The organism is Nocardia sp. NBC_01730 (assembly GCF_035920445.1).
Classification (GTDB): Bacteria; Actinomycetota; Actinomycetes; order Mycobacteriales; family Mycobacteriaceae; genus Nocardia.
In genome coordinates this window covers 5,871,810-5,897,017 of the sequence record NZ_CP109162.1, presented here as the reverse complement: position 1 = coordinate 5,897,017, position 25,208 = coordinate 5,871,810, and the positions used below count along the sequence as shown (strand labels likewise).

Sequence of the window (25,208 nt, the reverse complement as noted above, 5' to 3'; positions counted from 1 at the left end):
CTACCCGGAAGTGCCAGGGCGTGATCGGCCGAGGAGACCGACGTCAACTCAGCTGGGCAGCGCGCGCTCGTCGAGCACACACTTGCCCGCCTCGACCAGCGTCGTGCGCGCGCGGCGGCGCACCTGGCACCGGTCCACGGTGCAGTCGATGTGTAATTGCATTGCGGCGTGGGCTTGCTCGATGCTCATCGCACCGGGATCGGCTCTGCAGGCGAGCAGCCCGACGACCTGTAGGTTCAGCTCGGTCAGCGGCATCAGGCGACTCCCTTTTCGCGGGGGCCGACTATCCCGCGATGCCTGGTCGGGGCGGCGCCGGGCCCCCCGCCCGACCGGCGCGCCGTCGGTCCGACCTCGTCGGCCGGATCGCCGCCCGAACCAGGTGGGGTGGGCACGACTTCGGCAACACGTAGGGCGGCGACCGCCTGCGCGCAGGCCAGGGTCAGAGAGGGCACCACCCAGCTCTCCTGTCCGACTCCACGTGCCTGATGCGGAGTGAGATCGCCGGTCATCAACGACGACGCTATGACGCCTGCTGCCATGACTCCTCGCTTCTGCGTGCGACTCCATGCGTGCCCGAGGGTTTCGTGGTGGGCGACGTACGGGCCGGAGACCTTCCGGGCATACTTCCAGCACACCATCGCCTCGACTGTGGGACAACGATCATCGTGGATATCCAAAATTTTCCCGCGAATTCCCAGCACGAAATCCAGCTCGCGAGAGAGGATTCTCCATAGTGGACGAAAGAGCCCTCTGCCCAAGCGAAGTGCCGGGGAGCCGAGCTTGTGGGTCGACCCCGATCGCCCTCGGGCGGCAATCGGAACACAGAACGGAGCGTGCTGTGTCAGAGAGTTCGGCAAGAGCGTCAGCGAATTTCCAGGAACCGTCCTGCGGGTCCGACAAACCAAGCGGCTCCGAGAATCCCTCCTCAACCCTACCCCGCCGGCAACTCGGCAGATACCTCCGGGATTGGCGCACTCAGGCGGGGCTCACCATCGCCGAGGCGTCGAAGCTCATGGAATGGGGCGCAAGCACTTTGCAGCGCCTGGAGAAGGGGCAGGCCGATCGCATCCGCACCATCGACATCCAGGAACTTTGCCGCATATACGGCATTCCGGACGACCTGGCCGACGGTCTCAAGGGCCTGGCCCAGCAGGCGGCGGTGAAGAGTTGGTGGCACGCCTACGGCGATCTGATTCCCGAAAACTTCGACGTCTACGTCGGTCTGGAGGCATCGGCCCGCCATCTCACCTCCTACCAGTCCGAACTCGTCCTGGGGTTGTTGCAGACCGCCGACTACGCCATGGCGCTGAATCGTCTGGGCTATCCGGAGGATTCGGAGGCGGAACTCCATCGGCGGGTCCAGCTGCGCTTACAGCGGCAGGCACTGATCACGAGGAAGGCCTCGCCCGCCACTGTCGACGTGGTGTTGCACGAGTCCGTGTTGCGCAGAGTGGTTGGTGGCGTGAAAGTGATGGCGGCGCAGCTAAGACATCTTGCCGATTTCGGTACTCGAGACAATATCTCGCTGCGTATCCTGCCGTTCGCGGCTGGTGTCCCGCTCGGAGTATCCACCGGTCCGTTCACGGTTCTCGAGTTCGGAACCGATAGCAAAGGGCAGCCGGTCGAACCGTCAGTGGTGTACACGGAAGGTTTCACCGGGGATCTTTACCTGGAAAGACGTGCCGATGTGCGGCGGTACGATCGGGCCCACGAGTGCCTCCAGCGCTGTGCGCTGGATATTCAGTCGAGTAGGCACCTGCTTCGGCAGGTAGCGAAGGAGTATGTGGCATGAGTTTCGATTTGGTTGGAGCGCAGTGGTTCAAGAGCACCCGCAGCGGAGCGGGCAAGGACTGTGTGGAGGTGGCCTTCCTCGACGGTAGCCACGTCGGCGTCCGTGACAGCAAGAACCCCGGCGGACCAGCCCTCGTCTTCACACCAGTGGAATGGGATGCGTTCACCGCGGGTGTGACCGGTGGAGAGTTCGTCCGCTCATAAGGGCGGCAAAGAGAGCAAAGGAGTCCATGTCGTGAGCATCCAAGGCAACACGAACGTCGATCTGGCCGGCGCCACCTGGCGTAAGGCGGGTGAAGGCGCGAGCAATAGCGTGGAGGTAGCGCTGCTCGCCGACGGGCACGTAGGCCTACGCAACGGCAAGGATCCCGACGGACCTGTCCTGGTCTTCACCCCGGGGGAATGGGCCGCCTTCACCGCGGGCGTCCACGACGGCGAGTTCGACCGGCCGGAATAGTGATGGCGCGGCCCGGCGGCGGGTGACGAGCTGCCGGGCCGAAGTCGGGCGGCCGACGCATTATCCCAGGTAGACGCGCACGATGTGACCGAATCTGCACTTTCAGATCACGAAATGGCACAGATTCGACAACGAATTCATGTTTGCCACGGCCGCCTACGGGTAGACACTTGTTGTGGACCGTGGGCTCAAGAGTTCCCATCCCCGGTACAAGAAGCTGCGTCCGGAGGATTGGGTCGAATGGCTGATCGTCGCGCTGTTGTTCGCGGTGTCGGCAATCGGTGTCTTCATCCTCACCAGCTCGGTGCTGTCGGCATTGTTCGTCGGCCTGCTGGTGTGGATCGTCGCCATCGGTGTGGTGGCGATGCTGTAAAGGTGCGCCCACCGGCCGGGTCTGCTCCCGGCCGGTGGCCACAGCGTGTTCAGCGGCGGAAAAGCTTGTTGCCCAGCCAAACAAGCGGATCGTATTTCCGGTCCGCCACCCGCTCCTTGAGCGGAATCAACGCGTTGTCGGTGATCTTGATGTGTTCCGGGCAGACCTCGGTGCAGCACTTGGTGATATTGCAGAGGCCGAGTCCCTGCTCCTCCTGTGCCAGTTCCCTGCGGTCGGCCACATCCAGCGGATGCATCTCCAGCTCGGCGATCCGCATCAGGTACCGCGGCCCCGCGAACGACGTCTTGTTCTCCTCGTGGTCACGTACCACGTGGCAGGTGTCCTGACACAGGAAGCACTCGATGCACTTGCGGAACTCCTGCGAACGCTGCACGTCGACCTGCTGCATCCGGTAGTTGCCCGGCTTCAGATCGACAGGCGGCGTGAACGACGGAATCTCCCTCGCCTTCTCGTAGTTGAAGGACACATCGGTCACCAGGTCCTTGATCACCGGAAAGGTGCGCATCGGTGTCACCGTGATCACCTCGCCCTCGGTGAAGGTGGACATGCGCGTCATACACAGCAGACGCGGACGCCCGTTCACCTCGGCCGAACAGGAACCGCACTTGCCCGCCTTGCAGTTCCAGCGGACGGCCAGGTCGGGCGCCTGCGTGGCTTGCAGCCGGTGAATGATGTCGAGCACCACCTCGCCCTCGTTCACCAGCACGGTGAAGTCGTGCAGTGCACCGCCCTCGAGGTCGCCGCGCCACACGCGGAATTTGGCGTCGTAACCCATCGCTACGCCTCTCGCTCCGTGGAATTCCCGGCCGCCGCCGGGTGCCCGGCGAGTTCGGCCGGGGTGTAGTACTTTTCGAGCTCGCCGAGATCGAAAAGAGCGAGCAGCTCGGGCCGCATCGGCTCCTGATCCTTGGGCGTCACCGTGACGGCGGGGATCGGGTCGTCGGCCGTTTTCGGGTCCACCGCGCAGACCAGAAGCCTGTTGCGCCAGTCGGGATCCATCGACGGGTGGTCGTCGCGGGTGTGCCCCCCGCGACTTTCGGTGCGCAGCAGCGCGGCCTGCGCGACGCACTCGCTGACCAGCAGCATGTTCTGCAGGTCGAGCGCGAGATGCCAGCCGGGGTTGAACTGGCGGTGTCCCTCCACGGTGACCTGCTGGAACCGGGCGCGCAGCGCGGCCAGCTTGCTGATCGCCTCGCGCACCTCGTGTTCCTTGCGGATGATGCCGACCAGGTCGTTCATCGACTGCTGCAGATCGGTGTGCAGGGTATAGGGGTTCTCGCTGCTGTCCTCGGTAGGCGGATCAAATGGGGCCAGTGCGACTTTCGCGGCCTTCGCGATGTCGTCCTCGGAGATCGACGGGCGCTCGCCGAGGTACTCGACATAGGCGGCAGCGCCGAGTCCGGCCCGGCGGCCGAACACCAGCAGGTCCGACAGCGAGTTCCCGCCGAGCCGATTCGACCCGTGCATTCCGCCGGAACACTCGCCCGCGGCGAACAGACCGGGCACGGTGGCCGCGCCGGTATCCGGATCGACCTCGACACCTCCCATCACGTAGTGGCAGGTCGGGCCGACCTCCATTGGCTCCTTCGTGATGTCCACGTCCGCGAGCTCTTTGAACTGATGATGCATCGAAGGCAGCCGTCGCATGATCTCCTCGGCGGGCATCCGGGACGCGATGTCGAGGTAGACGCCGCCGTGCTCGGTGCCGCGGCCCGCCTTGACCTCCTCGTTGATCGCCCGCGCGACTTCGTCACGCGGCAGCAGGTCCGGGGTGCGGCGTGCGGAATCGTTGTCGCGCAACCACTGATCGGCCTCCTCCTCGGTCTCGGCATACTGTCCCTTGAAGACCGGCGGAATGTAGTCGAACATGAACCGCTTGCCCTCGGTATTCTTCAGCACCCCACCGTCGCCGCGCACGCCCTCGGTGACCAAGATGCCCTTCACACTGGGTGGCCAGACCATGCCGGTCGGGTGAAACTGCAAAAACTCCATGTTGATCAGCGTCGCGCCCGCCCGCAGTGCGAGCGCATGCCCGTCGCCGGTGTACTCCCAGGAGTTCGAGGTCACCTTGTACGACTTGCCGATGCCGCCGGTCGCCAATACCACCGCCGGCGTCTCGAACAGGATGAATCGGCCTGACTCGCGCCAATACCCGAACGCGCCGGAAATCCGCTCGCCGTCCTTGAGTAGTTCAGTGATCGTACATTCGGCGAACACCTTGATCCGCGACTCGTAGTCACCGGTCTCCGCGAAATCCTCCTGCTGCAGCGAGACGATCTTCTGCTGCATGGTGCGGATGATCTCCAGGCCGGTCCGGTCACCGACGTGGGCGAGCCGCGGATAGGTGTGGCCGCCGAAGTTGCGCTGGCTGATGCGGCCGTCCGGGGTCCGATCGAACAGCGCCCCATAGGTTTCCAGTTCCCACACCCGATCGGGCGCCTCCTGGGCATGCAATTCGGCCATGCGCCAGTTGTTCAGGAACTTGCCACCGCGCATCGTGTCCCTGAAATGGGTTTGCCAGCTGTCCTTTTCATTGGCGTTGCCCATGGACGCGGCGCAGCCGCCCTCGGCCATCACGGTGTGTGCCTTGCCGAACAGCGACTTGCACACCACCGCGACGGACAGACCGTGTTCCCTTGCCTCGATCACCGCCCGCAATCCGGCGCCACCCGCTCCGATCACGACGACGTCGTAGTTGTGCCGTTCCACTTCTGCCATGCAGAGAAACTCCTCAGTGAGGCGGTCAGTTGATGAACCGCAGGTCCGAAATCGTCTTGCTGGCAACCAACATGACGTAGAAGTCGGTCAGTACGAGCGTGCCGAGGGTGGTCCAGGCCAGCGCCATGTGCCGCGTGTTGAGCTTGGAGATCTGGGTCCAGAACCAGTAGCGCACCGGATGCGCGGAGAAGTGCTTGAGCCGTCCGCCCGCGATATGCCTGCAGGAATGGCACGACAGCGTGTAGGCCCACAGCAGGATCACGTTGACCAGCAGCACGATATTGCCGAGGCCGAAACCGAAACCGCCGGTTTTGCCGTGGAACGCGACGATCGCGTCGTAGGTATTGATCACCGAAACCACCACGGCCACATAGAAGAAGTAGCGGTGCACGTTCTGGATGATCAGCGGCAGCCTTGTCTCGCCGGTGTAGGTGGCGTGCGGCTCGGCTACGGCGCAGGCGGGCGGGGAGAACCACACCGCACGGTAGTAGGCCTTACGGTAGTAGTAGCAGGTCAGCCGGAAGCCGAGCAGGAAAGGCAGCACCACGAAGCCGAGCGGCAAGACCACGGGCAGCTCGCCGAACGGTGTGCCGAAGTGGCTCGAACCCTCGACACAAGAGGTGCTCAGGCACGGCGAGTAGAACGGTGTCAGATAGTGGTATTCCGAAACCCAATATGCCGTGCGCACATACGATCTGATCGTCGCGTAGAGAAGGAACGCGGCTAGCCCGAGCACCGTGACAAGTGGGGGGACCCACCATCGGTCAGTGCGCAAACTGCGTTCGGAGATTCGGGCCCTTGTTCTGCTGAAGACGCCGGTGCCCGTCTCCGGGGCGGCGGTCGGTGCGGCACTCACTTGGATGCCTCGCTGATCTGCTGTGCGGGTGGTCATCGTTACCTCCGCAATCGAATGTGATGCTGAGCACCATACGACACACGTGCTATCGAGCGAGCGGGGTCCCGGCAATACCCACCCGGCCGTATGTCCGTGATTTGCGCCACATTCGACGTCGCGTCACCGAGTCGCCGAGGTCGGTGAACAGACCGCAAACACTTGGAACTCGACCGAATGGAACGTGTCCGGCGTGCGAACGCGCCAAGGAAACTCGAGGCCGAAATATCATGTCGGCACGCGATACGCGGGGCAACGAAAGTGTCGCTGTCTTTCCCGGAGATGTACCCGCTGACGTGCGCTGATTCGGCGTTGACCTGGCTCGGCCGGGAAGGGGGCACCGAGTGACGAGAACGGCGTCACGTATGCGACGAGCCTCGGCAGTCGAGCCGATCCGCACCCCGATCAGCGTGGTAGGAGACGCGCCGTCTGGTAGCCCGGGATCGCTCGCCACCACTGTCCGGTCAGTGGTGATCGAGCGGTCTGGAACGATCCGGTGCGCATCAACGACGCGCCGTGGTCTCCCCGTCAACGGGGGCCGGCAACCGCTCGGGAACTGAGCGGGCTTGCCGCGTAGGGCGGGTCTGCCGTTCGCGGTGCCGGGCTCATACCGATCACCTGCAGAGGGGCTCGGGGGCGCATGAGCTGGAAGCGATCGCATTTGGTCACGATCGCGGCAACACGGCCCTGTTCGAGTCGGCGGCGGGCTCGGCGCGGGGCGTTTGTTGTTCTGCCCCGCGCACCGCAGCACGGGCCTGGTCGGTGATGGGCAGGCCCGCGAAGTACTTGCGTTACGGGGCTACTTGGTCCGAGGGCGGGAGTGGAAGCCGAGCCCCTCGTCCTGTGCGCCCATCCATGCGGCCTCGTCGGACTTGCTGTCCGGAACGTAGATCGTGTCCTGCGGTCGGTGCGGCACTTCCGGGGGTGGCGACTGCTCGAGTTCGTCGGCGTCGATGACGAGCCGTTCGAGATCGTTCTCCAGTCGGCGCACCGTATTGGCGTCGCCATAGTGGGTGCGCAGTGCGCCGATGGATTGCCGGAGCTGGCCGACCGCGTAGCGGAGTTCCGCAAATTCGCTGCGTGTCATTGATGCCTCCTCTGTTCCTTGGCGGACAGTCGAACTCGGCGGGTAGTGCGTGGTTTCTGCCTGTCTCGAACCGTGCTCCACCGAGTTGTGTGACCCACCACACAACGTGATCTATAACACAGTACCGAATGATTTCGATTCTGGCTCGCTGGATGTCGATTCCGCCGCTTGTGCCGGGTTTTCCTGGTGTCTCCGATCAGCCCGCGGCCGCGTATCCGGATCCCTCGCGCACCGCGCCGAAGGCTCGCTCGGCGAGTCCGACGATGGACAGCGCGACCTCTTCGGCCCTCTCCAGCATCACGCTGTGTCCTGCCCCTTCCAGGCGCACCAGCTCCGAACTCGCCAGCTGGGAGGCCAGCACCACGGAGTGCGCGAACGGAATGACGATGTCAGCGGAGCCCGCGAGGACCAGCGCGGGGATGGTGCCGAGGCGGTGCAGCGTCGCTGTCTCGTCGAAGGTGATCAACGAGTGCAGGAAGCTGGACATCGTCAGCAGTGACGTGTCGTTGAGCATCGCGGTGGCGAGCGCGACGATGCGCGGATTCACCTTCCTGGTACCGAAGTTGGCCTCGCGGATGATCGGCGCGAACAACCGCCGCGACAGTCGCTTGGACGCCCGTGTCGCGCGGGGCGCGTGGGTGACGGCGGCTTGCAGTGAAGTCACCGCGCGGCGGCTCAGGAAGCGGCCGAGCCCGACCTCGGTGACGCCGTTGGCTGCTCCCGCGAGCAGTCCGACGCCAACGACACGTGTGCCGATGGCCTCCGGGAACAGCCGAGCGTAGGCGAGCGCCACCATCGCGCCCATCGAGTGCCCGACCAGGATCACCGGACCGGTCGGAGCGACCGTCCGCAGCACCGCGTCCAAGTCGTGTCCGAGCTGGTCGATCGTGTAGGTCGACGGATCCGCCATTCCCGACTCGCCGTGGCCCCGGTGGTCGTAGAACACCATCCTGGTGTCGCTGCCCCACTGCCGGAGCAGCTGATCACGCAGAAAGGACCAGGATTCGATGCGCAGGCAGTGACCATGCACGAAGACGACAGTCGCGGGAGCGTTCTCGGCGCCGAAGACGCGGACCGCGAGAGGGACACCGTCATCGGCCGACACCGTGACACGGTGGCCGTCGTAATCGGCGGCGCGGCGAGCGATCGTCGTGGACATGACACCCTCCTGAGGGCGAGCACCTGATCGGAGCTTCTTGCCTGCTTGTCGATCCGGATTTCGGTGCCGTTAACGACGCATGCCCGCTGTTATGCGCCCGTTGTCCAACGGGAGACGGTGAACGACACGGCGACCCGCCGCCGTGCTAGCCGAGGGATCCGAGAATGTGGGCCGGATGCCGACATCCTGTGCGTAGTCCGGGAATCCGTCGCTCGCCTCTTTATCGCCCAGTCGAGTGATTTTCCTAGAGTCCGCTAGATTTTGTTATCCGATGGGCCGTAGCCAGTGGTCGGGAAGTCTGCGCCTCTCTACAAATATCCCGATATGGCCGAATAGCGTGCGAGCGTCGAACCCGGCGGCGGCACGTCCGGGTGCCGCGCCCCGAACGTGACAAACGTCCTCGCCTATTGTGCGCAGCCGGACGAAGTCCGCCGCAGCCCGCGGGCGGCCGAGCGAAGGCCAAGGGCGGCCGCGGGCTGCGGGCCGAGCGACTCCTAGGTGCCTGCGTGGCTACGGGTCGAGGGCAGGAACGGGCGCAGCAGGTTCGCCTCGGTTGACGGACCGACCTGCCATTCGGCGATCCACGGCCCGGTCCCCTCGCTCGGATCCAGCACGCCCTCCTCCAGCCACTGGTAGCGACTGTCGAGCACGCCGCGGGTGAGGGTGCCATCGTCGTCGTCGGTGTTGTCCCACAGCGCATCGAACAGCTTGCGCACGCGCACCCGCGACTGCTTGCAGAAGACATCCGCCAACTCCTCGGCGGACTTGCCTTCCGGCGCCCCCGCGCCGCGCAGCGACTGCGCACGCACGCAGACTGCCGACATCGCGAACAACTCGGCGCCGATGTCGACGATCCGGCCGAGGAAGTTCTGCCGGTACTCGAGGCCCGCCTGCCAGCGGCCCATCGCGTACATCAGCGATCTGGCCTGCTTGCGCGAACTACGCTCGACGAACCGCAAATGACGTGCCAGCGGGCCGAATTCGGGATATGCCGCCGGCACCGTGCCCGCCCCGACGGCCAGCTGCGGGAACCACTTGGCGTAGAACCCGGTCGCGCCGACCGCCGCCTTCGCCTTGTCCTTCAACTCGGCCTTGCGGTCGACCAGCGCGCCTGCGGCCGCCATGTGCGCGTCGGCCATCTCCCTGGCGATCAGCAGCCGCATGATTTCGCTGGAACCTTCGAAGATGCGGTTGATCCGCAGGTCGCGCACCAGCTGCTCGGCGCCGACGGCGCGCTCGCCACGCGCGGCGAGTGAGGCCGCCGTCTCGTATCCGCGACCGCCGCGGATCTGCACGAGTTCGTCGGCGATCCGGCAGCTCATCTCGCTGGCCCACAGCTTGGCCAGCGCCGCCTCGATCCGGATGTCGTTGCGCGCCTCGTCGCACATGGCCGCCGACAAATCGAGCGTCGCCTCCAGCGCGAAGGTGGTGGCCGCGATGAACGAGATCTTCGCGCCGACAGCGGCGTGCTCGCCGACCGGCCTGCCCCACTGCACCCGCTGCGTGCTCCACTCCCGTGCGATCTTCAGCGACCACTTCGCTGCCCCGGTACACAGGGCGGGAATGGCGAGTCTGCCCGCGTTCAGGGTGGTGAGTGCGATCTTGAGGCCGTCGCCCTCGCGGCCGATCAGATTGCGCCTTGGCACCCGGACGTTGTGCATCCGGGTGAGGCCGTTCTCGATGCCGCGCAGGCCCATGAACGCGTTGCGCCGCTCCACCGTGACGCCCGGCGAATCGGCTTCGACCACGAACGCCGAGATGCCGCCGCGATGTCCCTCGCTCTTGGGCACGCGCGCCATCACGACCAGCAGTTCGGCGACTACGCCGTTCGTCGTCCACAGCTTGACGCCGTTGAGCTCGTAGAACTCGCCGTCTTCGATCGGCGTCGCGGTGCTGGCCATGCGGGCCGGGTCGGAGCCCACGTCGGGCTCGGTGAGCAGGAACGCGCTCACCGCGCCCGCCGCGCAGCGGGGCAGGAACTCGGATTTCTGCTCGGGGGTGCCGGCCAGCTTCAGCGGTTCCGGTACCCCGATGGACTGGTGCGCCGAGAGCAGCACACCCAGGCTCGGGTGTGCGGAACCGATCAGCATCAGCGCCCTGTTGTATCCGAACTGGGAAAGGCCCTGGCCGCCATAGGATTCCGGGATCTTCAGGCCGAAGCAGCCGAGTTCGGCAAGACCTTTCACGTAGTCGTCCGGGATTCGGCCTTCGGATTCGATCACCGATCCGTCGATGGTCTCGCAGTACTGCCGCAGTCGGGCCAGGTACGCCTCGGTGCGCGCGGCGTCCTCGGGGCCGGGCTGTGGATAGGGGTGGATCAGATCGAGCCGGAATCGTCCCAGAAACATCTCCTTGGCGAACGATGGCTTGGCCCAGCTGGTTTCGCGGGACTCCTCGACTAGTGCGCGAGCCTGTTCTTCGGTCGCGTCGACTTTCGCGGCTGTCGCCATGATGCCCTCCTAGGACGTGATCGGGATCACATACAAGTGTAGGAGGGATTGTTACTCGCTGGTAGGTCTTCCGGTCGAGAGAAATCTACGAATCTCTACTTCTTTCGCGAGAGAGGCAAATATACGGCTGATTCAAACGGTCATCGGCTGCGGCCTCCGTCATCAGACCGAGCGCAGGTAGCGGCCGAAGTGCGGCACGGTGAATCCGATCGTGCCGCGTTCGGCCGAGTAGATGAGGCCCTTCTTGATCAAGCCGTCGCGCGCCGGGGACAGCGAGGCGGGTTTGCGCCGAAGCTCGTTGGCCACCGCCGCGGTCGCCACCGGGCCGTCGTCGCCGGCCAGGTCGGCCATGGCGCGCATGTACTCCCGCTCCGCGGGGGTTGCGCGCTCATAGCGGGAACCGAAGAAGCCGACCGCCAACTCCTCCTCCGCTGACGGCGCGGCCACCTCGACATCTTCGGCGCCGATCGGACTCTCCGGCGCCTGGTCCCAGGCAGCCTTCCCGTACGCCTGCACGAAATAGGGGTAGCCGTCCGCCTTGTGATAGAGAGCATCGAGCGCTTCGTCGGTGAACTTCACGTCTTCGCGCAGGGCAGGCGCGATCAGAGCCTGGTCCGCGGATTGTCGGTCGAGTCGGTCGATGCGATGATAGCTGAAGAGTCGCTCGGAGTAGCTCTTCGAGGCGGACAGTACCGCGGGCAGGTGCGGGAGGCCTGCGCCGACCACGATCAGCGGCGCCGCGTCCTGGCTCAGCTCGTGGCAGGCGCCGCAGATCGCGGAGATGTCGGCGGCGCCGAGATCCTGCATCTCGTCGATGAAGACCGCGATGCCGACACCGATGTCGCCGGCCAGCGCGGCGGCCTCGATCAGAAGTTCCACCAGATCGATCTCGATGTCGCCGGAATCGGCCCGACCGGTCACGGCGGGCACGTCGATGCCGGGTTGCCAGCGTTCCCGCATGCCCTTGTCGGCGGTGGCCCGCAACGCGAACGCCTTGAGGATGCCGAGGAAGTCGTCGACCCGCTCCGGATGGCGGTGCGCCATGGCGATCGCGCGCACGGCCATGTGCAGCGCCGAGGACAGTGGGCGGCGCAGTTCCTGGTCCGGTCGCGCCTCGATCTTCCCGGTGCCCCAGCCGCGCGAGATCGCGGTGGAACGAAGTTGGTTGAGCAGCACGGTCTTTCCGACACCGCGCAGGCCGGTGAGCATGACGCTCCGTTCCGGACGCCCGCGCGCGACACGTTCGAGCACAATGTCGAACGCCGTGAGTTGCTTGTCGCGTCCGGCTAATTCGGGTGGGCGCTGTCCCGCTCCGGGTGCATACGGATTCCGCACGGGGTCCATGCCCTGACACCGTAGCGCGTCTTGTCCCCATATCTGGGTGTTTCTACGGCGTGTCCTAGAGAGGCTTAGCGGGCCGTATTGCACTATTGCTCGCGCCGCCGAACTTCTAGGCTGGTGGCGGTTCGGCCAGAATGGTCGCGCGGTACCGCGCGCGGGAACGGAGGGGCATGTCCGACGAACCCATCACGGAATCCACCGCAGAGGTGGTCGAGTCGTGGAACGTTCCGGCGGGCGCCACGGTGGCGCAGCGCATCAGGTCCAACATCCTCGTCGCGATCGAACGCGGCTACGACGACCCCCAGCTCGTCGCGGACCTCGCGGTCGGCCCGCTGGTCATGGCGCTGGGCAGACTCGAGGTCGAGCTGGCCGACGCGCGGCGCAGGATTGATGAGCTCGAGCGCGCGCTCAGGACACGCCGCGCGGAATCCTGATCGCATGACCGCGATTCGGCAGGCAGTTGTCCGTTCGGTGATCAAGTGCCGAAGGTCGAGATCGAGTCGTGACCATCGGGGGTGTCCGGTTTTCGGGTGATCATCCAGGGGTTTCGGTGTTGATGGAAAAACGCAGCTCTGTGCGCTGGACAACACCGCGTTCGCGCCGTAATCTCTTCGTGACTTAGTGGAGTCAGTCGCTTCGTAAGAGAAACGGCGCCACTAGTTACCGCCTAAACGGCTGTCGAGACCAATCAGTCTCGGCTGTCGTGCCGGGGACCCACAGGTTTGTCTGGGGTGAATCCTTGCGGCCATTTCGGTCGCGAGGTAGGGCCGTTCTCCCGGCCCGAACCCGTCAGCTAACCCGGTCGGCGGTAGAGCAGCAAGATCGGAGACGTAGCTCGGTGGGTAAACACAGCTTGCAGCGGGATTCTCGGGTTCCGAATTCCGTCAAGGGCGCCATTGTCATGGGTGCGGTTGCCGCGACTGGCGCGATGCCCGCGATTCCGGCGATGGCCGCGACTATCAACGTTCCCGGTGTCGGCAACTTCGACATCCCGCAGGAATACGAGCAGCCGGCCCAGCAGCTCAGCCAGCAGATCCAGCAGGCGCTTGCGGCTGTCCCAGCCGCCCCCGCCGCGCCGCAGGCAGCTCCCCAGCCTCCCGCCTTCGCACCGCTGCTGCCGGATCTGTTCTCCCAGCCGAGCAGCCCGGGTGACATCGCCCTCGACGCCGCCAAGAGCAAGGTCGGCGCCCAGTACTCCTGGGGCGCCGCGGGACCCAGGTCCTTCGACTGCTCCGGACTCGTCCAGTGGGCGTTCCGCCAGGCGGGAGTCGAACTGCCCCGTACCAGCTTCGAGCAGTCGCACGTCGGCGCTCCGGTGGCGTTCCAGAACCTGGAGCCGGGCGATATCGTTGTCACCGCCAACGGCGGCCATGTCGGTATCTACGCGGGCGACGGCAAGCTGCTGAACGCGGTGCAGTCGGGTACGCCGGTGTCCTACACCCCGCTGCGCCCCGACATGGTGGTCACCGCACGCCGTATCGTGTAACGAGTGGCTCGCGCCGAACACGGCACCCAGAACAGCGCGACACAGGCCCGAGTCGACTCGTGGACCTGGGCGGTGCGTCTGTTCAAGACCAGATCCGCTGCCGCGGAAGCCTGTCGCGGCGGACATGTTCGCGTAAACGGATCGACGGCTAAGCCCGCGCAGCCGGTTCGTGTCGGCGATGAGGTCCGTATTCGCGCGGGCGGTCTCGAGCGCATCGTCATCGTGGAACGGATCGTCACCAAGCGGGTCGGCGCTCCGATCGCGGCGCAGTCCCTGATCGACCGCAGCCCGCCGCCTCCCCCGCGGGAGATCACGGCGACCATGCCGCGTAGAGATCGCGGGGCAGGACGGCCGACCAAGCGTGAGCGCCGCGAGACCGATCGGCTCTTGGGCCGAGCCGAGCCCTGAATTCGTACGCACCGCATTCGCCTTACCGCTTGCCGATGGCACACCGACGACTTCCCGGCTCCAGCATGTGCGCTACGAGCCGACAGCGATCAGCCCCGACCGGCAATGCCGATCCGCGTCGCCGCCGGCGCCCCGGTCAGATCATCGCGACCGGCCGAAGCCGGCCCGCGAGGTAGCGGGCCCTGCACTCGCCGCGGCGTAGCTTTCCACTGCTGGTCTTGGGAATCCGACCCGGCTCGACCAGCATCACCGCGCCCGGCATCACCTCGTGCGTAGTGGCGACGGCGGTGCGGATGCGACGTGCAAGCACGAAGAGCTCGGCGGGCTCGGTGTCGACCGCGGTGGTGATTTCGGCGACCACGACCAGATCTTCGCGCCGACCGTCATCATGTCCGAACACCGTCACGTGGCCTGGCCTGATCTCCCGGGCGCAGGCCTCCACGGTCATCTCGATGTCGGCGGGATAGTGGTTGCGCCCGTCGACCACGATGACGTCCTTGCGGCGTCCCGCGAGGTAGAGCTGGCCCTCGTGCTGGAAGCCGAGGTCGCCGGTGCGCAGCCAGCGGCCGCCGCCGCAGGCCAGGGTGGCGCCGAAGGTTTCCTCGGTAGCGTCGGGCCTGCCGAAATAGCCGTCGCACACATTGCTGCCCATCACCCAGATCTCGCCGACTCGCCCCGGTGGCAGCACCGTCCGTGCGATCGGGTCGACCACCCGCACCGCCTGTCCCGCGGGTGTGCCGCAGCCGACGAGCGGCACACCGTCCTGGATTTCGGCGGCGTCGCTGGTGGGCATCGCGACAACACGCCCCTCGGCGAGTGCGCCGCGCTCGAAGTAGTGCCCCACCGGTTCGTCCCGCTGGTCGCAGAGGGTGACCGTCAGGGTGGCCTCGGCCAGGCCGAAGCCGGGGGTGTGCGCGTGATGGCGGAAGCCGTACGGGCCGAAGATTCTGGTGAACTCGTTCAGCGCGTCGGCACGGACCGGCTCGGCGCCGTTGAGCAGGATCGCAAGCCCGGACAGGTCGAGGCCGGTCCGCTCCTCGGGCGTAGTGCCCGAAACCGCCAGTGTCAGCCCGAAACTGGGGCAGCCGGTCAAGCCGGCGCGGTAGTCGCCGATCGCGCGCAGCCAGCGGATGGGGCGCTTGACGAACTCCGCGGGCGCCAGGGTGACGCCGTGGACGCCGAGCGAGAGCGGCAGGGACAGGCCGAAGATCAGGCCCATGTCGTGAAAGAACGGCAGCCAGGTCACGATCGGCCGGTCCCTTGCTGCGGACAAGGCGTGCCGCAGCTGCACGAGCGCCGTCGCCAGATTCGCGTGCGTCACGCGGACCCCGGTGGGGGATTTGGTCGAACCGGAGGTGTATTGCAGGTAGGCGAGGTCGTCGCATACCGGGTCGATAACCGGCTCAACCGCATCCGCCACCGAGACGGTCACATCCGGTGGCAACACCAGTAGGCGCCCGGTTGCCTGCCCGAGCGTCGGAGCGCTGACTTCATCGTGCGCCGACAGCAGCGTGAGCGCGGGCCGGGTGTCGGCGAGCACCGCTTGCAGCCGCTCTCGATTGCGTTCGCCCGTGGCTGGAAACAGCGGCACCGCGACGCGATTGCTGTACAGGCAGGCGAGAAAGGCGACGGCGTAGTCGATTCCGTGCGCGCAGAGAATTGCCACCCGGTCGCCGGGCACGCTCTCCTGCCGCAAGCGTGCGGCGAGCGTGCCCGCGGCGGCGTGCAGACTGGCGTAGGTCAGCGTGACCGGCACATGTTCCTGCATGCGGAAGCGCAGTTCGGTGAAGGCGTCTTCGTCCGGCCGGGCCGCGGCCCATTCGGCCACGCGGGTCGCGAGGATGTTGCTGAGAGGCGAGTCGGTCGCGGTCACGATGCCCCGCTGGTGTTCGCGGCGAACCGATCCAGCAGGGCGGCGCCGAGGGCGGTGATGGTTGGGTGCTTGAAGAGCTCGGCGGTGGAGATCCGAATGCGCAGCCGGGCTTCCAGGTTGCGGCGCATCTCGATCGCGAGCAGCGAGCTCAGCCCGAGGTCGTTGAAGTCCGCGGCGGGGTCGATGTGCTCGGCGGGAAGATCCAGCGTGCTCGCGAGGACGCGGCGGATGGTGCTGGTCAGTGGTTCGGCGATGTCCGGTGCTGTCCGCGCCCGCTCGAAGTCGGTCCTGCCGTCTTGACTCCGCGTCCGAATCGAATCTCCACTCGGGGCAAGGAGATTCATCAGACGGAGTGCCACCGGTGATAGGTCGGCGGTTGGGGCGTAGTCCAGCGCGAGCAGGTACGGGCCGTCATAGCGCATGGCTTCGGACAGCACGGTCATCCCGCGGCGCACGTCGAACGCCGCGATGCCCGCCCGGCGCAGATGGCTCGCACCGCCCGCGGCCGCGGCGAGACCGGAATGCCAGACGCCCCAGCCGATGCTGAGAATCCGCCGGCCCGGAGCGGTCGACGCCAACGAGTCCATGGCTGCGTTCGCGGCGGCGTAGGCGCCCTGACCAGGGGCGCCGAGTGCACCGGCCGCCGAGGAGAACAGCAGAACGAAGTCGGTGGGATCGGTTGCGGTGAGCTCGATCAGATTGTCCGCCGCGGTCGCCTTGGGCGAGAGCATCCTGGTCAGCTGGCCCGCCGTGACCGTATCGAACGCCGCACCCTCCAGCGCGCCCGCGGCGTGCACGACGCCACGGATGGTCGAGCCGCATTCGCGGATATCGTGCAGCGCGTTGGCCAGATCGTTCGGGTCGGCGGCATCGCAGCGAACTACGACGATGCGATCCTCCAGGCCGTCGAGCAGCGCGGGCACCGGGCGAGGCGCGCGCGTCAGCACCACGACGTCTCGCGCTCCCGCATCGAGCAGCCAGCGCACAGCGACCGAGCCCAGCAACCCAAGCCCGCCGATGACGACATAGGTTCCGCCTGCGTCGATGGCGGCGACGGGCAGCGCGCGCGGTCGTGCGGGCGTGAAGCGCCGAACGGCGACATCACCTGAGTGCAGACGCAGTTCGTCGGGAATCGCCAGGTCCCCGGCAGTCACCAGGCGGCACAGCGGCGGCAAATTTCTCGTGTCGGCATCCGCCCAGACCAGGCGTACCGCCCGGCCCGTCTCGAGCTGCAACGAACGCACCAGGCCCGCGATCGCCGCCGGTGCGACCGCCGCTCGCGAGCGGGCTTCGTCGGGCAGTGTGCGGGTGCCGCCGGGGTCCGGCAGCACGATCGTCACGGATGCTGTCCCGTCCTCGGAATGGACACGCTGTAGCAGATCGAGTACCCGTCCGACCGACGTGGCGGCGCCTATCGGTTCGGTCGCCTCGGCATCCGGCGGCCAGACCACCACCACCGCGGTGGGAGCGGCGCCACCACGGCCGGTCAGCACGGCGGTGGCGATCGCCATCGCTGCGTCGGGTTCACGTGCGATCCGCTCGGTCGGCATGTCAGCGTCCAGCGCCCTGGCCAGCCGGACCGCGAGGTCGGAGGCGCCGATCACCAACGCACGCTGCGCGAGAACCTCGCGCGCCGCGCCGAGCCCGAGCGACTCCGGATCGCACGGCTCCCACGTTTCCTGCCGGAACGGCGCGGGCCGCTCGTCGCGCGTTTCCCATTGCGTGCCGACACCCTCCGTGGTGCCGGGGTCCGTGTAACGGATGCGCACGCCGGAGAAGGCGAGGCAGGGAACGCCGTATTGGTCGGTGCCGATGACGTCGCCGACCAGTCCGGTTCCGGTCCGCTCCAGGATCAGCGCGTGCACCTCGAGCACAACGCGATTCGGTTCGCTCGACAGCCAGGCGGAGTCCACGCCGATCGGCAGCGGGACCGCCGCGGCGGGCAGCTCATCGACCACCACGGCGGCGAGCAGCTGCAGACAAGCGTCCAGAGTCGCGGTGTTGAGCAATTCGGCGGCGTCGAGCAGACCGATGGCCCGCTCGCTGCCCGCCGCGATGCCGCGCAGTGCACGGAAACGCGGACCGTACTCCAGCTGTCTACGGCGCAGTTCTTCGTAGAAGGAGCCGGTGGCGATGACTCGCATCCGGTGCCGGGCGGCCCGATTTGCGTCCACCACCCGCATCCATGCGACGATATCCGCGGGTGTGGGGTCACCGGCGGGCCGGGCCGAAGCCAGCGTTCCGGTGCCTGTGACCTCCGCCCGTACGCTTGCGTCTGCTCCGCCGCCACGATAGGTGACCTCGGGCAGTGCGCTCGGATCGGTCCGCTCGTGCACGACGAAGTCGACGAGCGTGGCCGCCGCGGCCGTCTCGCGGGCCAGGCGCAGCAGCCTGCGCAGCCAGAACACGGCGGGTACCGCGGCGAGGCCCTGCACCATGTGATCGGTGAGATCCTCGGCGGCGAAAACGGTTTCGGCCGTTTTCGCGTGTGGGGTCATCGAGACCAGAAGGGGAAACCGCCGCTTGCGCCACTGTCGTGGCGACGGCACGGCGAAAGGGCCGAGCGCCGACCAGTCGACCGGCCGTCCCTCCAGGTACAGCCGCGCCAGACAGGTGAGGAACCCGCCGGCCTCGTCCTCGCGGAGCGCCGCGGGGTGCGCGGCATCGCGAAAGTCCGGATACTCCCGCAGTGCGGAGATCAGCACCGGATGCGGAGCGACTTCGAGTACGGTCGAGATCCCGTCCGCGGCCGCGCGTTCCATCGCGGCGGCGAGCTCCACCGTGCCGACGACATTGTCGGCCCAGTAGTCGCGGTCCATGACCGCGCCGGTGATCTTCTCGCCGCGCCGGGCGGTGGAGTACACCGGGACGCGCGGTGCCAGCGGGGTGAGTTCACTCATTGCCGCGACGAACGATGGGAGCACGGCGGCGACCTGCGGACTGTGCGCGGCGAAGTCGACCGCGATAGTGCGCGCGAACATATTGCGGCGCTTGGCCCGTCGCACCAAGATGTCGATATAGCGTGGTGTGCCGGAGACGACCACCGACCGGGGGCCGTTGACCGCCGCGATGCCAACCTCTGTGTGCATCGGCTCGACCAGTTTCGCCGCCTCATCCGGGCCCACCTCCAGCACCGCCATCGCGCCGTGGCCGTCCAGGTGCGCCAGGGCCGCGCTGCGCAGCACCACGACACGTGCCGCATCGGCGAGGGACAATGCGCCGCTGACGACCGCACCCGCGATCTCGCCGAGACTGTGTCCGACGACCGCGTCCGGCCGAATTCCCCACGCCGCCAGCAGTTTCGCCAGCGCAACCTGAAACGCGAAGAGGGCGGGGTGCACCAGATCGGTGGCATGCGCGCCTGCGGCGCCCGACGGTGCGAGCGCGAAGCCGTACCGCGGAGTCCAGATTCGTGGTCCGCCCGCCGCGACGATGGCATCGGCGGCGTCGGCGAGTGCGCCGGCGAACACCGGATACCTTGCCGCCAGTGATCGGCCCATTTTCGGATGCTGGCTGCCCTGCCCGGAGAACAAGAAGAGCACGCCGCCGCGGCGGCGGTTCGGCACGGGACCGAGCGCCGCATCGGCGTCGCCGCGGCCGACGGCGCGCAGCCGATCCGCCGCATCGCGGCGGTCGCTCACCAGCACGGCGGCACGGGTCGACTCCGGAAGCAATCGCGCTGTGGCCGAGGCGAAATCGCACAATGCCGGACCAACGGTGGTGTCCGCGTCCAGCTCATCTGCCAGCCGCAGTGCGCGCTCACGCAACTCCGCGTCGTCCCGGGCGGTCAGCGGGATCAGCACCGGCGGCTGGTCGCCACGGTTGGGCCGCACCGCCTCGAGCCCGCGCAGCACGACGTGCGCGTTCGTGCCGCCGAATCCGAACGAGCTGACGCCCGCAGCGCGCTCGGCTACGGGTACGTCGGTCCAGTCCACCGGTTCGGTCGGCACCCGCAGTCCACGCTCGGCCAGTTTCAGCAGCGGGTGCTCGGTCCGGAAATGGATCGTCGGTGCGATCACCCCGTGGTAGATGGACAGCGCGGTCTTCACCATTCCGGTGACCCCGGCGGCGGCCTCGAGATGCCCTATGTTGGATTTCACCGATCCGATCCAGATCGGATCTCCTGCATCGCCGCCGAGCACCTCGGCGAGCGCGCCGACCTCCACCGCATCGCCCAAAGCTGTTCCGGTGCCGTGGCATTCGATGTAGTGGGCACTGCGCGGTGCGAGTCCGGCGCGTGACCAAGCGGTGCGCAGCGTCTCCTGCTGCGCGCGGCCGTTCGGCGCGTACAGGCCGTTCGAGCGTCCGTCCGATCCGACGGCCGTGCCGACGATCTCCGCGTACACCCGGTTGCCCTCGCGCAGCGCGTCCGCGGTGCGCTGCAGGATCACCACCGCGCAGCCGTCGCCGCGGGTGTAGCCGTCGGCAGCGGCGTCGAACGGTGCTGCCCGGCCGCCCGCCGCCAGAAAACCGCTTTCGGCGAGGTAGTTCGAGGTGTGCTCCAGCAGTACGAGATTGACGCCGCCGACGATCGCGAAGGGTACCGTGCCGTCGGCGAGCAGTCGGACCGCGAGGTCTACCGCGGCGAGCGAGGACGAGCAGGCACTGTCGAGCACCAGGCTCGGCCCGTGCAGATCGAGCACATAGGACAACCGGTTGGCGATGATGCTGAGCGCGGAACCGGTGACCGCATACGGTGCGTCGTGGCCCGCCCGGCCGAGCACAGCGATGCCGTGGTCGTAACCGGATGCCCCGAACACCACCGCCGCGCCGGAACCCCGTGCACGGTAACCGATCCCGGCGTCATCGAGTGCCTCCACCGCGACCTCCATCGCGAGCCGCTGCTGCGGATCCATCACGGCGCTCTCCCGATCGGAGATGGCGAACCAGTCGTTGTCGAACGACTCGACATCATCGAGGTAGCCGCCGTGCCGGTGGCCGCGTCGCCCGGCCGGCGGTGGGGTGGTGGCGTCGTGGCCGTCGAGTAGCAGCCGCCAGAAGTCGGTGACACGCGCCGCTCCTGGCACTCGACAGCCGATGCCGATGATGGAGACGGGCGGATGCGGGCCGGCGGAATCAGAGGTCGCGGTGCTCATCGCATCGCGAGATACTCGACAAGCTGTTCGATGTCCGGATGGTCGTAGATCGCGGTCAGTGGAACCTCCACTCCCATGGCGTCTTCGAGATGGGCGGTCAGCCTGGCCAGCTGGGTGGAGCTCAGGCCGAGATCGGTGAAGGGCGAATTCGTCGACACCATCGCGGCGTCGACGCCGAGTTGGTCAGCGACGGCCGAGACGGTGGTACAGGTCAGCGCGGTGCGTCGGCGACAGCCGAGCGAACCGTCTTTTTCCGTCGCACCACTACGCCCGTCCGGCAGACTGGGCCGCATCGCGTCCTCCCTACCCGTCTCCCGGTTGCTGTTGTCCACAGAGAACGGTACCCACGCGATTATGCCGGAGAAATCCCTCGGGGCAAGGAACGCATTTGCGCTGCCTGCCCGGCCCTTTCCCGAACTGCGGTGATCGCTTACGGTGGCACCGTGACCGAACCGGACAGCGGCGCCGATGCCCGCGCCGAGCGCACCCCGACCCTGCCCACCGTGCTGCGCTGCTGCGCCGCGCTGGCCGCAATGCCGGGCCGGTTGCTGCGCCCGCGCCGCCCAGACACCGCACTGCTGGCAAACCTCGAGGTGACGCCGCTCCCCTCGGCGAGCGCAGCCGTACGGCTGACCGTGCTGACGCAGGCCACCATGTCCGTACCGACCACCATCGTTGCCGAGGGCGTGCGCAGCCTGCGTGAGATGCGGCTGTCGATGGGGGCGTTCCTGATCGAGCATCCCGAGGCGCGCTTCCTGGTCGATCCCGCGTTGTGCTCGGGCGTGCACGACCGGGTGCTTCCCGAACTTCCGTTCCCGGTTCCGCTGCTCGTCGCTCCGGACAAGCCGGTACTCGGCCTGTCCGACGCGCTCGCCGCGCGCGATATCGCGGGCTCCGATATCGATTTCGTGGTGCCTACCCATCTGCACTGGGATCACGTGTCAGGCCTACTGGAGCTGCCGTCGTCGGTCGAAATCCGTTTGCCCGCAGTGGAATACGACTGGGCGATGGGTGGGCCGCACGCCCCGATCGGCGTGGCGCGCGGCCCGCTGCGGAATCGGTCCTTCGACCGCTTCGAATTGGACGGCCCACCGGTGCTGAGTTTTCCGCGCAGCAAGGATCTGTTCGGCGACGGTTCGGTGCTGCTGGTGGATCTCGCGGGCCATACCCCGGGCAGCATCGGCGTGTTGCTCGCGGTGGACGACGGCAGCCGGGTGCTGTTCGCGGGCGACGCCGTCTGGAGCAAGCTGCAGGTCGATCTGCTGCGCGAGAAGGCGCCGATGCCCGGCCGGCTGTTCGACGCCGACCGGGACGCCGCCTTCGCCACGATCCACCGCCTGCACGCGCTGCCTGACGGCATCGAACTGATCGCTGGTCACGACTACGCGGCAGTCACCGCGCGCGCGGCCAGGTAAGCGGAGCCGTCAGCTGACGACGGTTTCGGCGAGGACGCCGCCTTCGCGCGGCGCGCCGGTCCACCCGTCGGTCCTCGATGGTGACACGAGGGTCGCCACGCATACAACTCATATGTAAGCCAAGGTTCGCATATACTTTGAGCCAATTCTGGCATTGTCTTCGCGTCGGTATAGCGTAGATTTCGATGAAATCCCAGTTGGAGTTCGATGTACTCGCCGAGATCAGTCAGGTTGATCAACACGGATTCATTGCCCGATCTCTTGATGGACAATTAAGTTAGTTGTTATTCTGTTCTCGGTTCAGCCTGTCACCGCCGTCGGATGTCCCGACGGCCTCGGTGGCGGTCCGAGAGGAGTTCGTGGCATGACCACCGGTGCGGCAGCGCTCGATGAACCGATCAGGTCGCGGCGTAACCATTGGAACAACCAGATCGCGGTGCACGCGCAGATGCGCCCGGACGCGGTCGCGGTGCGATTCCGGGGTGTGGATACCACCTGGCGGCAGCTGCGCGAGCGGTCGCTGAAATTCGCCGATGGGCTCGCGCGCCGCGGCGTCGGCTTCGGCGACCGCGTGCTGATCCTCGCGCTGAACTACCCCGAATACCTCGAGGCGGTGTTCGGCATCAACGCACTCGGCGCCATCGCAGTCCCGGTCAACTTCCGGCTCACGCCACCCGAGGTCGCCTACATCGTGAGCGACAGTGGCGCCAAGTCGGTCGTTACCGACACTCTGCTGCGGCCGCTGGCCACCGCGGTGCGGGCGCAAGCGCCGACCCTGACGACCTGCGTGGTGATCGGCGGCAAGTCCGGCGACGGCGTGATCGGCTTCGACGACCTGCTCGCCGAAGCGGGTGAACTGCACACTCCGCTGGACATTCCCGAGGACACCCCGAGCCTGATCATGTACACCTCGGGCACCACGGGCAGCCCGAAGGGCGCGGTGCTGACCTACGCGAACATGAACGCCCAGGCGCTCACCTGCATCCGGGCCCTCGCGATGGAACCGGATTCGGTCGTGCTGTGCAGCTCGCCGCTGTTCCACATCGCCGGACTCGGCAGTCTCGCACCGGCTTTCCTGCTCGGCTCGAAAACCGTGCTGCACCCGCTCGGTGCGTTCGACGCCGGTCAGTTCCTCGACGCATTGGAGCGAGAGCAGGCCACCTCGGCGTTCTGCGTGCCCGCGCAGTGGCAGCTGGTGTGCGATCACCCGACCGTGAAAGACCGCAAGCTCGCCCTCGAGGTGCTCAGCTGGGGCGCGGCGCCCGCGTCGGATACCGTGCTGCGCGCCATGGCGGACTGCTTTCCGAACGCGTTCAACGTCGCGGTGTTCGGCCAGACCGAGATGTCGCCTATTACCTGCGTGCTGGAGGGCAAGGACGCGATCCGCAAGTCCGGTTCGGTCGGGAAACCCATCCCGACCATCCAGGCGCGCATCGTGGACGACGAGACGAATGACGTTCCGCCGGGCGAGGTGGGCGAAATCGTCTACCGCGGACCGACTCTCATGCAGGGCTACTGGAACAAGCCTGAGGACACCGCGCAGGCGTTCGCGGGCGGCTGGTTCCATTCCGGCGACCTGGTCCGCCAGGATGAGGATGGCTTCGTCTATGTGGTGGACCGCAAGAAGGACATGATCATCTCCGGCGGCGAGAACATCTACTGTGCCGAGGTGGAGAACGTGCTCTTCGCGCACCCGAAGATTCGGGAGGCCGCGGTGGTGGGCCGCTCGCACGAGAAGTGGGGTGAGGTGCCGGTCGCGGTCGTCGCACTGCGCGACCCGGACGACGAGCTGACCCTGGCCGAGTTGGAGCCGTTCCTCAACGAGAACCTGGCCCGCTACAAGCACCCCAAAGATCTGGTGCTGGTGCCCGAGCTGCCCCGCAACGCGAGCGGAAAAGTGATGAAAGTGCGGCTGCGCAAGGACTATTCGTCCTGATCGCTGGTTTGTTTCACGTGAATCGAACCGAGTGAGCGGCCGTGGATGCGTAAGGTCGGCATATGGCGATCCCAGGTATCCCCGCCGCCGTGCTGGCGCTGCACTGGCAGGTGAATGTCATTCGGCCGGAGGGCTTTTTCGGTCCGATGCTGGCTGCCCCGGTCGCGGCCAGTGGCGTTGTGACCTGCGCTACGGACTTTCATGCCGCGGCTCGCGCGCTTGCGCTGCCGGTGGTCTTCACCCGGTTCACCATCCCCGTCGGCGAGGGTGAACTCGTGCGCAACACCGGCTTCATGCGCTCGGTCGGTGCGGCGCAGACCGAGTTCCGGCCCGATTCCCCCGGTACCGCGATTATTTCGGAGATGGCGGCACAGCCGACGGAAGTATTCGACAACCAGAAGCTGTCCGGGCTGGCGGGCAGCAAACTTCCGGAGTGGTTGGCGGATAGGGGTATCGAGACGCTTTTCGTCACGGGAGTGGCGACCAATCTGACTGTCGAGCAGACCGCGAGGCACGGCACCGACCTAGGGTTCACGGTGCATCCGGTGGCCGACTGCGTGGCCGCGGCCGGCGTGGAAGCGCACGAAGCCGCCTTGACCAATCTCGAACTCGTCACGGCGGGCAATGTGACCGCGGCGCACGCGCTGGAGATCGCCGGAGGTCGCTGACGCCCGCCGGCTGCTGGTCGTCTGCGTCATCGACGCG

22 protein-coding genes and 1 riboswitch are annotated in these 25,208 nt (G+C 66.9%); of the genes, 10 read left to right on the top strand and 12 right to left on the bottom strand.

What is annotated here, in order from left to right:
• Positions 1-48: 48 nt before the first annotated feature.
• Both OHB12_RS24670 and OHB12_RS24665 read right to left on the bottom strand, forming a co-directional pair.
• Positions 49-255 carry a hypothetical protein gene (locus OHB12_RS24670; protein WP_327111079.1) on the bottom strand — a complete coding sequence of 69 codons (207 nt, stop codon included), beginning with the start codon at positions 253-255 and terminating at the stop codon, positions 49-51.
• Entirely contained in the window at positions 255-638 is a 384-nt protein-coding gene (locus OHB12_RS24665; protein ID WP_327111077.1) for a hypothetical protein, read from the bottom strand. Before OHB12_RS24665 ends, OHB12_RS24670 begins: the two co-directional genes overlap by 1 nt.
• 200 nt (positions 639-838) lie before the next feature.
• Between OHB12_RS24665 and OHB12_RS24660 the strand changes: the two genes are divergently transcribed.
• The 4 genes from OHB12_RS24660 (at position 839) to OHB12_RS24645 (ending at position 2,621) form a co-directional block, all read left to right on the top strand.
• Positions 839-1,792, top strand: coding sequence for a helix-turn-helix domain-containing protein (locus OHB12_RS24660; RefSeq protein ID WP_327111075.1), 954 nt, complete (start codon positions 839-841; stop codon positions 1,790-1,792).
• On the top strand, positions 1,789-1,995 hold the full coding sequence (locus tag OHB12_RS24655; protein ID WP_327111073.1) for a DUF397 domain-containing protein: 207 nt from the start codon (positions 1,789-1,791) through the stop codon (positions 1,993-1,995). Before OHB12_RS24660 ends, OHB12_RS24655 begins: the two co-directional genes overlap by 4 nt.
• Before the next feature lie 31 nt (positions 1,996-2,026).
• Entirely contained in the window at positions 2,027-2,248 is a 222-nt protein-coding gene (locus tag OHB12_RS24650) for a DUF397 domain-containing protein (protein ID WP_327111071.1), read from the top strand.
• Positions 2,249-2,423: 175 nt separating this feature from the next.
• Positions 2,424-2,621: a hypothetical protein gene (locus tag OHB12_RS24645; RefSeq protein WP_327111069.1), complete on the top strand. Its 198-nt coding sequence runs from the start codon at positions 2,424-2,426 to the stop codon at positions 2,619-2,621.
• A gap of 49 nt (positions 2,622-2,670) precedes the next feature.
• On the opposite strand, the gene OHB12_RS24640 is transcribed toward OHB12_RS24645, so the two are convergent.
• The 7 genes from OHB12_RS24640 to OHB12_RS24610 all read right to left on the bottom strand — a co-directional run bounded on the left by OHB12_RS24640 (position 2,671) and on the right by OHB12_RS24610 (position 12,292).
• Positions 2,671-3,417: a succinate dehydrogenase/fumarate reductase iron-sulfur subunit gene (locus OHB12_RS24640; RefSeq protein ID WP_327111067.1), complete on the bottom strand. Its 747-nt coding sequence runs from the start codon at positions 3,415-3,417 to the stop codon at positions 2,671-2,673.
• A gap of 2 nt (positions 3,418-3,419) precedes the next feature.
• On the bottom strand, positions 3,420-5,360 hold the full coding sequence (locus tag OHB12_RS24635) for a fumarate reductase/succinate dehydrogenase flavoprotein subunit (protein WP_327111065.1): 1,941 nt from the start codon (positions 5,358-5,360) through the stop codon (positions 3,420-3,422).
• Between the two features lie 25 nt (positions 5,361-5,385).
• A complete protein-coding gene (locus tag OHB12_RS24630; protein WP_327111063.1) occupies positions 5,386-6,252 on the bottom strand; it encodes a hypothetical protein in 867 nt (288 codons plus the stop codon).
• 799 nt (positions 6,253-7,051) lie between these two features.
• Complete coding sequence (locus OHB12_RS24625; protein ID WP_327111061.1) at positions 7,052-7,339, bottom strand: hypothetical protein; 288 nt, start codon at positions 7,337-7,339, stop codon at positions 7,052-7,054.
• A 196-nt stretch (positions 7,340-7,535) separates the two neighbouring features.
• Positions 7,536-8,498 carry an alpha/beta fold hydrolase gene (locus OHB12_RS24620; RefSeq protein ID WP_327111059.1) on the bottom strand — a complete coding sequence of 321 codons (963 nt, stop codon included), beginning with the start codon at positions 8,496-8,498 and terminating at the stop codon, positions 7,536-7,538.
• A gap of 494 nt (positions 8,499-8,992) precedes the next feature.
• On the bottom strand, positions 8,993-10,948 hold the full coding sequence (locus OHB12_RS24615; RefSeq protein WP_327111057.1) for an acyl-CoA dehydrogenase family protein: 1,956 nt from the start codon (positions 10,946-10,948) through the stop codon (positions 8,993-8,995).
• Positions 10,949-11,110: 162 nt separating this feature from the next.
• Positions 11,111-12,292, bottom strand: coding sequence for an ATP-binding protein (locus tag OHB12_RS24610; RefSeq protein WP_327111055.1), 1,182 nt, complete (start codon positions 12,290-12,292; stop codon positions 11,111-11,113).
• A gap of 167 nt (positions 12,293-12,459) precedes the next feature.
• Between OHB12_RS24610 and OHB12_RS24605 the strand changes: the two genes are divergently transcribed.
• From OHB12_RS24605 to OHB12_RS24595, 3 genes are all read left to right on the top strand, one after another.
• Positions 12,460-12,723 (top strand): hypothetical protein, encoded by a 264-nt coding sequence (locus OHB12_RS24605; protein ID WP_327111052.1) that lies wholly within the window; start codon positions 12,460-12,462, stop codon positions 12,721-12,723.
• A gap of 220 nt (positions 12,724-12,943) precedes the next feature.
• A riboswitch (cyclic di-AMP (ydaO/yuaA leader) is annotated at positions 12,944-13,112 on the top strand.
• 78 nt (positions 13,113-13,190) lie between these two features.
• Positions 13,191-13,775, top strand: coding sequence for a C40 family peptidase (locus OHB12_RS24600; protein WP_442800129.1), 585 nt, complete (start codon positions 13,191-13,193; stop codon positions 13,773-13,775).
• Between the two features lie 3 nt (positions 13,776-13,778).
• Positions 13,779-14,183 (top strand): RNA-binding S4 domain-containing protein, encoded by a 405-nt coding sequence (locus OHB12_RS24595; protein ID WP_327111048.1) that lies wholly within the window; start codon positions 13,779-13,781, stop codon positions 14,181-14,183.
• 136 nt (positions 14,184-14,319) lie between these two features.
• Here OHB12_RS24595 and OHB12_RS24590 read toward each other — a convergent pair whose 3' ends face one another.
• From OHB12_RS24590 to OHB12_RS24580, 3 genes are read right to left on the bottom strand one after another with little or no spacing between them, the layout of a single operon-like run.
• Positions 14,320-16,056, bottom strand: coding sequence for a fatty acyl-AMP ligase (locus tag OHB12_RS24590; RefSeq protein ID WP_327111046.1), 1,737 nt, complete (start codon positions 16,054-16,056; stop codon positions 14,320-14,322).
• Entirely contained in the window at positions 16,053-21,152 is a 5,100-nt protein-coding gene (locus OHB12_RS24585) for a type I polyketide synthase (protein WP_327111044.1), read from the bottom strand. The genes OHB12_RS24590 and OHB12_RS24585 overlap by 4 nt, the downstream gene beginning before the upstream one ends.
• Positions 21,149-21,445 (bottom strand): acyl carrier protein, encoded by a 297-nt coding sequence (locus OHB12_RS24580; protein WP_327111042.1) that lies wholly within the window; start codon positions 21,443-21,445, stop codon positions 21,149-21,151. Before OHB12_RS24580 ends, OHB12_RS24585 begins: the two co-directional genes overlap by 4 nt.
• 150 nt (positions 21,446-21,595) lie before the next feature.
• On the opposite strand from OHB12_RS24580, the gene OHB12_RS24575 reads away from it, so the two are divergent.
• The 3 genes from OHB12_RS24575 to OHB12_RS24565 all read left to right on the top strand — a co-directional run bounded on the left by OHB12_RS24575 (position 21,596) and on the right by OHB12_RS24565 (position 25,171).
• Positions 21,596-22,567 carry an MBL fold metallo-hydrolase gene (locus OHB12_RS24575; protein WP_327111040.1) on the top strand — a complete coding sequence of 324 codons (972 nt, stop codon included), beginning with the start codon at positions 21,596-21,598 and terminating at the stop codon, positions 22,565-22,567.
• A gap of 364 nt (positions 22,568-22,931) precedes the next feature.
• Complete coding sequence (fadD5, locus tag OHB12_RS24570) at positions 22,932-24,503, top strand: fatty-acid--CoA ligase FadD5 (protein WP_327111038.1); 1,572 nt, start codon at positions 22,932-22,934, stop codon at positions 24,501-24,503.
• A gap of 62 nt (positions 24,504-24,565) precedes the next feature.
• Complete coding sequence (locus tag OHB12_RS24565; protein WP_327111036.1) at positions 24,566-25,171, top strand: cysteine hydrolase; 606 nt, start codon at positions 24,566-24,568, stop codon at positions 25,169-25,171.
• The last annotated feature ends 37 nt before the right edge of the window (positions 25,172-25,208 follow it).